The 1,002-nt window shown below is 67.6% G+C and carries 1 protein-coding gene; it reads left to right on the top strand.

Annotated elements, in window-relative coordinates; all coding sequences use genetic code 11:
- Positions 1 to 444: 444 nt before the first annotated feature.
- A complete protein-coding gene (locus AC3EUJ_RS37180; RefSeq protein WP_431969421.1) occupies positions 445 to 768 on the top strand; it encodes a hypothetical protein in 324 nt (107 codons plus the stop codon).
- The last annotated feature ends 234 nt before the right edge of the window (positions 769 to 1,002 follow it).

The raw sequence follows: 1,002 nt of genomic DNA, 5'->3' as shown, positions 1-1,002 counted from the left end.
CGAACTGCTGAATCTCGCGGCGGCCGTTCTCACGGCCGAGGAGATGAGCCTCTTCCGCGGTTGCCTGACCGCACTGCGTTGCGGGCAGAAACTCCAGGAACGCCGTATCGAGGTCAGCGGCGCCGTCCTCACCGTCTACAGCAGCTGATCCGACCCGTATCCCACATTTTTGGATTGCATTTCACGGGGCATTTAGAAAAATGTGCCGGAGCGGGCGACATGCCGGAAGCGGATCACTCCGGAGAGTGTTTCCAGGGCCTCTCGGCAAGGGCACCCGGATACCGGCTCCCAAAGCTCAGGAGCGGTTTCCCCCCGGAATCGGCGCCATGATGACAGGTCGCCCGTTCGGCCGCCCGGACCCGATCGGCGGAATGAATGCGGCGCGAGTCCCGAGTAACGTCTGGCGAGCCATCCGGCAATTCACCGAGTTTGAGGAGAAATGCGGTGAGAAAATTCGTTCGCGCTGCCGCGACGGCGGCACTGGCCACGCTCGCCATGGCGGTGCCCATGACGGCGACGGCATCGGCCACCCCGTCCCACTCCGCCTTGGGTACCTACCGCAACGCCGGCCACTGGGGTGGGGACCACGGTCGCTGCGGGCCACGCCTGTGGGGGTACGCCAGGTGGGACGACCGCTGGGACCGCGGCCGGGGCGGCTACGGCCGCGGCGGCCATGGCCGGTTCGGCTACGGCCACCAGCGCCACGACCGCTTCGGGTTCGGCCGGTACCGACTGGACCGCGACTGTGACTGCCGCTACCGCTACTGAACCGGCCACCCATGACGTGGGCCCCCGGGAGGGGACTTTCCCGGGGGCCCACCCCTGTGCGCATTCCGCTCCGCCCGACCCGCCGCTCAGCTGCTGTAGACGGTGAGGACGGCGCCGCTGACCTCGATACGGCGTTCCTGGAGTTTCTCCCCGCAACGCAGTGCGGTCAGGCAACCGCGGAAGAGGCTCATCTCCTCGGCCGTGAGAACGGCCGCCGCGAGATTCAGCAGTTCA

Source organism: Actinacidiphila sp. bgisy160 (assembly GCF_057707815.1).
This window is presented reverse-complemented; position numbering and strand designations above follow the sequence as displayed.